Raw genomic sequence first — 7932 nt, 5'->3', positions numbered from 1 at the left:
CCCCGCACCCCCAGATCAACGCTCGGAGGGCCATCCAACCAGCCCGAAGATCATTCCGTTAGGGGTTGTAAGCATGTACTTGAAGGTGCCGGCCCGCCACACAGCGGATAGCGCGGTCGACGTGGTCAGGTAACGGGCGAGCACACGCTCCTCGGATTGCTGGGGGAACTGTCAATGTCAGTGCAGGTTTGTCGGTGGTAGCTCGTAGGATCCGTGCACCCGTTGTGGTGGGCTCAGGATCGGAGCGACGTACATGGCACAACCCCGGCCGTGGATCCTTGAGGATTCCGCGATCGATTCACAGGAGCAGGACCGTTTCGACCACTTGTCAGTGGCGCGGGAGTTGTCCGTGATCTTGCGGGGTTCTCGTCAATCCCTTGCAATCGGCCTGCTCGGACCGTTCGGCAGTGGCAAATCGTCCGTCGTCCGTCTGCTCGACGCGGAACTAAAGGGCAACAAGGACTGGGCGGTCGTTCATCTCAGTGCGGAGCGGCACAGTGGTACTGCCCGGGCCCGTGGGCTGCTGTATGGACTGCTGGACGACCTGAAGCGACAGGGGCTGATCAACGACAAGACCTGGCACAGCGAGCGGGTATGCCTGGAGAGCGGCCGGCAGCGGGTCGACTCGAGGCGCAGCGCGACGTCCGGCCAGCCGGGCACGTCCCGACGGAAGTACGTGATGGCCGCGCTGGAAGCGCTGGGCTGGATGGCGGCCACGCTCGGGCTCATCTGGCTGATTGGCGCCGTCCTGGTCATCATAGGCCGGGTGGTCGGCGTGGGTGTCGGGGTTTCGCCCTGGGCGTGGTTCGCCTCGCCCGGGGCCAGCCCGCTGGTGGCTGTCGCGTTCAGCGCCGCAGTCGCAGCCAACGTCCTAGGGACTGTAAAGGAAGGAGCCCTGGCCGCACTGAAGCGGTACGACATCACCTTGACCACCCCGCGGCCGGAGTCGACCGACGACCTGGAACAGGTCTTCGCCCGCCTCATCGGGGGCATCAGACGGCGCCTGGTCATCGCCATCGACGACATCGACCGCCTGTCTGCCACGGAAGTCCTCGAAGCACTTACGACCGTGCGGAGCCTGCTGTTGACCGGCACCCACCACACGCATCCGCCCGTGTTCCTGCTCTCCTGCGACGAGGACATCGTCCGTGAGGCCATCGTCGGAGTCCGGCCTGGTCTCGCGCATCGCCCTGCCCACACGGCCGAGCACGACAGCAGCCCCTCTTCGACCGCGGCGCCGGAGAGAAAGGCCACCGAGGAAGCCGCCCAGGAGTACCTGAACAAGCTGTTCACCGTGCGCATGGTCCTGCCCGCGCACCATGGGGGAGACCTCAGGGACTACGCCGAGCGTCTTCTGACACATCCCACGGAGCACGGTGCTGTTGCGGCGCTGGGAGGCATGCAGCGAGTACATGACGTTCTGGACCTCCTTGTGCACCAGGACGTCAAGGACCCCCGGCACGTCATCCGTCTGCTCAACGCATTCCTCGCCGACTACGCCCTGGCGATGCGCCGCGAGCAACCTGATGAAACCGGCACCGCCCGTATTGCGCCCGGTGAAGTCACGGGCCATCCACTCACCCTGGCGCGCCTGACGGTCCTGCGTCACGACTTTCCCGGCCTCTATCATGCGATCCGTACGGAGCACGACCTTCTCGCCGTCCTCGACGACGCTCTTCTCGGCTCCACCACGGCGGTGAACGACCCGCTCCTGCGAGCGTTCACCCAGACCGTTCCGACGCAGGACATAGCCGATGGCCAACAGACCGTTCGCCGCCTGAATACGACGGCCCAGCCCGGCCTCACCTACTTGCTCGCCACAGCCGGCCGGACACGCACTGGCCGACCTGCGCATCTGATGCCGCTGCTCACTCTCGGCTCCACCCCCGCAAGCAGGCTTCTCGGCAGCGAGCAGGCAGCGGCAATCCACCGAGAACTCGTCCAGCGCGACACCGAAGCCTTCACCACTCGACTCATCGACACACAGGACCGTCACCGCATACTGAGCGCCGCAGCTCACACCATCGCCCAGGCGCGCCAGGGACTCGATGTGGAAAACGTCCTGACCGCTGCCATCCAGGCACTCGGCCGGATCGCAGACCTTACCGACCACGCGGCAGCGGACCCGCAGAGTGCCAGAGCACTGCAAGCGCTGACCGAGGAAATCGCCCGCAGGCGCGCCGATGCCGCCAGTCCCCTGCCGGCCCATGACCTCATCGCCGCTCTGGATCTCTTCCCCGAGGCGTACCTTCCCGCCCTGCACCAAGCGCTGAGCACGCCACCAGCGCCAGTGCTCGAAGGAACCCCTGGTGCCGAACAGCCCGCGTTCCTGTGGGCCCAAGCCCTGATCGCTCTGCCCGCAGGTAGACACGCCAACCAGCTGCATGCGCCGCTGACCGACTACCTCACCACTCTCGCCGACAACGGCGGCACCGGCGACCTCACGACCTGGCTCACCGCCTACGAGGACGCCCCCGCAAAAAGACGAGAAGCATGGCCGCCTCAAGCGCACCAGGCACTGCTCGCCATGGCAGCACGCGTCGGCGATGACAAAGCAACCCAACGCGTGCACCAGATCACCGTCGAATCTGCAGGCGTCCACCAGTGGCAGCGACCTGTTGCCGAAGGTCTGCTGGCCTGGCTCGCAACCGACGACAACAACCTACGAGCTAAAGCCGTCGAGCTCCTGGATCACGCCACTGTTCCTGAAGATGGATGGGGCGACCCGGCTGCGACACCTGCTGCGCCTGCTGACTCCACCCTGGCAGCACAAATCGCCGAGCGCGCAGCCGACTTCCTGGAAGACGACGACGATGCGGACAGCTCCCAGGCAACTGCGAAGCTGTTGCACACCTGGCTTCCCACGATCGGCCACCACGCGGCCATCACCCCGGGCGCGAAGGTGAGCACCGTGACAGCCCGCGCAGTGGGGAATGCCGCGCACACCTGCCTGGACTTGGCCGTAGACGCCGTATCGATCATGGCCGACCTGCCGGAACAGGATGCGGCGGTCTGTGCGGTGGCCATCATCGGCAACCTCCACGACCCCATCGTCACCGAGGCTGTACGCGATGCCCTCGTGGAAGCAGTGATCACCTACCTACGCCACACGCAGCACAGTGAAGAGACCGAGGTACAAGAAGCAGCCGGCACATGTGTGACCGCCCTGACAACATCCCTGAACCAGCCTGACGAACGCGGAGCCCATGCTCGACGCTGCCTGCCCGCACTGATGACCACACAGCAGGGGCGCGCAGAAGGTTCCCGGCTTGCCGACCAGCTCATGATGGTGCTCGGCAACTACAACCAGCCCCACATCGCCGAGGTACTGGAGGGTCTGCAGGTGCTCTTCCGGGACCCCGACCTGCGCGCAGCAAAGCTCGCCGGGGTGCTGCAGCATCTGCAGAACTGGATCGGGAGCGCCCCGGTGCCGGCCGTCACGTTCGCCGCACATCACGCCCAGGACGCCGCGGTCAGTGTCACATGGCTCTCCTGGATCGCACAGTTCTGGCAGCAACTCCAGCCACATGTCCGCACGTCGGCGGTGGCCGCTGCTGAGCGGAGCGATCTGCGGGAAACCGCGCTGCCCAGCCTGCTCGCCCAGCAGATCCTGGACGGCAACGACACCAACGCCTGGGCACACGCGACCTCTGTGTGGGACAAGGTCGCCTCCAGTCAGCAGGCGTCCCTCCTTGCCGCAGCAAACGGCCGGTGCCCCGACCTCGCTGAGCGAGCCAATGAAGCCGCACACACGATCCTCAACGACGCCCTCGACGTCGCCGACACCGAACAGTTGCCGGCTCTCCTTGAGCTCATCGCACGTAGCGGTCAGTTCACCGAAGCGGTCTGTGCTCACGTGCAGCAGCGCCTAACAGACCGGGATTGGGACGCGGCACGTATGACCGACATGGTCACCGCCGTTGCCGACTCCCCAGCCGTTTGGGACGTGCTGTTCGAGGAAGTGGGCAGCGACCAGACGACACTCGGCCATGCCACCAGCCTCATCGGGGTGCTGATCTCAGCAAACCCGGACTGCGTTCCTGCCGCTTTCATCGAGCACATGGGAGCAGCGCTGCAGACGGCGACAACCGCGAACGCCTCCGCGCTGGGCCACGCCGTCCGGCCCCTTCCCGACCTAGCCCGCCGACTGGGCCGCACACTGACCGGCCAAGGCAAGACCCCTGAAGGCAAGGAGCGAATGAGGGCGTTCAAGAGCGCTGCCGGAATCCGCTGATGTCACCTCCACCTCTCGGACGAGGAACGTGATCGTGCGGGGGGCGTGCTGGACGGTTCGCCCCGGTGTGAGCCTTCGGTGAATGCCCAACGGTCCGTGTCCCCGCCGACCAGAGCGGCATCGTCCTTGGTTGTGGTCCGAACTCGCATCGGGGAGCGCTGAGCACGCATCCGAAGGAGCCTTGCCTGTTCGCTGCCAACTGGCTGGCTAACTTGGAGGGCGTCGGGAGCTGAACCCAAGTACGACCCCGGTCGTCTACGAAGGGGTGCCCCCTGGTGGTGGGCACCCCTTTGGCGCGGGAACGGAAGGCACGTTGTCGGACCCGTTCCGTACCCTTGGCGCTCAGCCCCTTGGGCTGCGGTCCGCTTACCGGGCCTTAAAGAGTACCTGCGGGGGTGAAGTAGACCGCTTCCCGAGTGCCCGATGAGTCGCCAGTGAGGGCGCACGTCGCCCGGTCCAAGCAGCCCTCCAGCCCAAGCTTCACTGTCCCGTTGGCACACCGGACGCCCTACACCACGAGATGGGACACCATCTCGGTCCGCTTGCTGACCTCAGCGTGCCAGGATGAACCTTGGCGAGCTGAGGTCAGTAGATGAAGTCGCGCAGCCAGTCCAGGAGTGCGCGGATGGTGCCGGAGACGACTCCGCTGATGGTGGCGTTGCGCAGGTCGTTGGGGGACTGGTGACGCCGTCGCTGGGAGCGCTTTCGAAGCATGGGGTGTCCTGACCTTGTGTTGGATGCGTCTGCCGGCCGGCATGAAATCCACTCTCAAGGTCTTTGGATGCCACTCACTGAGTTGCAATGGATTTTGGGTCTTGACCGGACCTTGTCCTGTTCAGCGACGGTGGTCGGGGTATTACGGGCATCATGGTGCGATGAGTCGCGACAGGATGGGGGCCAGGTCAGGTACGCGTGTCAAATCGTCAGGGACGTCGCGTCCGATCGCACGGCCTGCGGTGGCTCCAGGACCCTTGAGAGACCTGAAGCACCTGATCTATCTGGCGTACGTTTCAGCCGGGGCGCCCACCCTCGACGAGATGGCGGGTGTGGTCGCGGCCAGCGACCTCGACGCATGCCCCTCCCGCGACACCATCGGGCGCTTGATCGGTGATTCGACCAGTGCGGGGAAGCAGGCTGATGTCATCGCCTTGGTCAGGGTATTGACACGGATGGCAGCCGGCGATGTGGCCACGGCTGCCAAGGACACCGCCCGGCTGTGGACGCAAGCGCAGCTCGCCGAACCTTTGGGCCAGCCCATCGCCAGCATTGATCCCTATGCGCTTGAGGTCCACCATGCGATCGCCGTGGGCGGGGCAACGGGCCTGCCCAAGTACGTCGAGCGCGAGCACGATGTACGGCTGCGTTCCATCGTGACCGAGGCCGCGAGCGGTGCCACTCGTCTGGTGATGCTGGTCGGAACCTCCTCGACGGGTAAAACACGCGCGTGCTGGGAGGCGATCCAGCAGCTGCCTCCGACATGGCGGCTGTGGCACCCGATTGCTCCGGAGCGGCCGCAGGCCATGCTCGCAGACCTCGCCCGGGTCGGACCGCAGACGGTGATCTGGTTGAACGAGGCCCAGCACTACCTGCTCCACCAGCAGCACGGGGAAGCGATCGCCGCAGGCCTGCGCAGCATCCTGAGGGATACCTCATGCAGCCCGGTCCTCATTCTCGGCACGATCTGGCCCGGTGCTGACTACTTCGACAAGCTCACCACCCAGCCGCCGGTGGGAGAGCCCGATCCGTTCAATCAGGCTCGCGTACTGCTGTCCGGCCGCGAGATCCGCCTCCCCAACGCGTTCACGCCGTCCGTCATCGACGAGCTCAAGAATTCCGAAGATCCTCGCTTGGCGGAGGCGGCCGCCCTGGCCAAGGACGGCATGCTCACCCAGTACCTGGCCGGGGCCCCGGAACTCATGAAGATTTACAGCAGCGCGACCGAGGCCGCACGCAGTCTGCTGGAAGCCGCCATGGACGCCCGCCGACTGGGACACCCACTCGACCTGCCTCGGTCGTTCCTCCAGGCCGCGGCCGAGGGCTACCTCAGCGACACCGAATGGGAGCTGCTCCCGGACAACTGGCTAGGCCCTTCGCTGAAGTTGCTCACCAACCCCGTCAAGGGAGCCTGTGGCCCACTCCACCCCCAGAAACGCGCCCGTGGCGCAACTCATCCGTCAGCATCCGCGAGCGAGCAAACGTATCGACTGGCTGACTTTCTCGACCAGCACGGCCGCACCACCCGCCATATCACGCGGATACCCGCACTCTTCTGGCAGGCGGCCATCCAGCACAGCAGTGGCGAAGGTGCCAGGAGCCTGGCCGAGGCGGCTGTTCGCCGCGGGTTGACGCAGATCGCATGCGCTCTGTGGGCAAAATCCGGCGACTTCGCCGCAATCGGCTGGGCCCTCGCCGAGGCGGGTCGGCCGCAGGAAGCACACTCTGCATTTGAACAGGCTGCCGCCACCGGCGACGCTGAAGGACTCACGGGTACTGCTCAACTCCTGTGGAGCGCTGACCGGAGGGAGGAAGCGCTGGCCTATTTCGAGCGTGCCGCCGCGGCAGGTGACCGCGAGGCTTTCCCCAAAGCGGCCCACCTCCTGGCATGTGATGACCAACTGGATGAGGCCATGCAGTGGTTCGAACGGGCCGCCGCAGCCGGCGACCAGGACGCCCTCAGCTTGGCAGCCTTTTACCTCGCAAATGCTGACCAGACTGATAGGGCCCTGGCCTGGTACAAGCGGGCTGCCGCAGCTGGCAACCACCACGCCCTCCGCTCCGCTGCGGACCTGCTGGCAGGCACCGACCAGCTGGACGAGGCTCTGGAATGGTACGAACGCGCTGTCACGGCCGGTGACCCTGAAGCCATGCGCTCCGCAGCGGACCACCTCGCGGAGGCAGGCCGATGGGACAGAGTCTTGGCCTGGTACGAACGCACCGCTCAAGTTGGCGACCACGAAGTCATCCGTTTGGCAGCAGAGCATCTTGCGCAGGTTGACCGGTGGGATGAGGCGTTGGCTTGGTACGAACGCGCTGTCGCGGCCGGTGACCCTGAAGCCATGCGCTCCGCAGCAGAGCATCTTGCGCAGGTTGACCGGTGGGATGAGGCGTTGGCTTGGTACGAACGCGCTGTCGCGGCCGGTGACCCTGAAGCCATGCGCTCCGCAGCAGAGCATCTTGCGCAGGTTGACCGGTGGGATGAGGCGTTGGCCTGGTACGAACGCGCCGCAGCTGCTGGCGACCCTGCAGCCATCCGTTCGGCAGCAAGCGATCTGGCAGAGGCTGACCGGTGGGGTGAGGCGTTGGCTTGGTACGAACGCGCCGTCGCTGCCGGCGACCGCGAAGCTATCCGCTGGAAGGCGCACGATCTAGGGAGGGCTGACCGGTGGGATGAGGCGTTGGCCTGGTACGAACGCGCCGTCGCTGCCGGCGACCACGAAGCCATCCGATGGGCGGCCTACCAATTGGGGAAAGCTGACCGGTGGGATGAGGCGTTGGCCTGGTACGAACGCGCCACTGCAGAAGCTGGAATGCCATCGACACGCCGAGCTGTCGATGCTTTGCGTAAAGTCCATCGTTTCGAAGATGCGCAGGCGTTGCGGCGTTACGGGTGGGATCCCAGCGGAGGTATCGCAGCCCCGTGGCATCTGAGCGCACTGAAGGTTGCCGACCAGTAGGGCTTGTATCGAGCACGAGTGAAT

The 7932-nt window shown here is 65.7% G+C and carries 3 protein-coding genes; 2 read left to right on the top strand and 1 reads right to left on the bottom strand.

Translation table 11 applies throughout. The annotated features are described in order from the left end of the window. Positions 1-253 precede the first annotated feature (253 nt). Entirely contained in the window at positions 254-4234 is a 3981-nt protein-coding gene (locus tag IE321_RS32050) for a P-loop NTPase fold protein (RefSeq protein ID WP_190225463.1), read from the top strand. A gap of 585 nt (positions 4235-4819) precedes the next feature. Here the strand turns inward: IE321_RS32050 and IE321_RS42925 are convergent. After that, complete coding sequence (locus IE321_RS42925; RefSeq protein ID WP_262506089.1) at positions 4820-4948, bottom strand: hypothetical protein; 129 nt, start codon at positions 4946-4948, stop codon at positions 4820-4822. Positions 4949-5205: 257 nt separating this feature from the next. Here IE321_RS42925 and IE321_RS32045 point away from each other — a divergent pair, with 257 nt between their 5' ends. Next, positions 5206-7908, top strand: a complete 2703-nt coding sequence (locus IE321_RS32045) for a tetratricopeptide repeat protein (RefSeq protein WP_190225462.1) — start codon at positions 5206-5208, stop codon at positions 7906-7908. Positions 7909-7932 lie beyond the last annotated feature (24 nt).

Origin of the sequence: Streptomyces hydrogenans (assembly GCF_014656075.1) — a bacterium.
Classification (GTDB): Bacteria; Actinomycetota; Actinomycetes; order Streptomycetales; family Streptomycetaceae; genus Streptomyces; species Streptomyces hydrogenans.
Note: the sequence above shows the minus strand (reverse complement) of the source record. Positions and strands in the feature narration are given on the sequence as shown.

What these genes read in the sequence shown, in the direction of transcription:
- IE321_RS42925 (WP_262506089.1), bottom strand. Translation starts at nt 4,948, where the DNA reads ATGCTTCGAAAGCGCTCCCAGCGACGGCGTCACCAGTCCCCCAACGAC.
- IE321_RS32050 (WP_190225463.1), top strand. Translation starts at nt 254, where the DNA reads ATGGCACAACCCCGGCCGTGGATCCTTGAGGATTCCGCGATCGATTCA.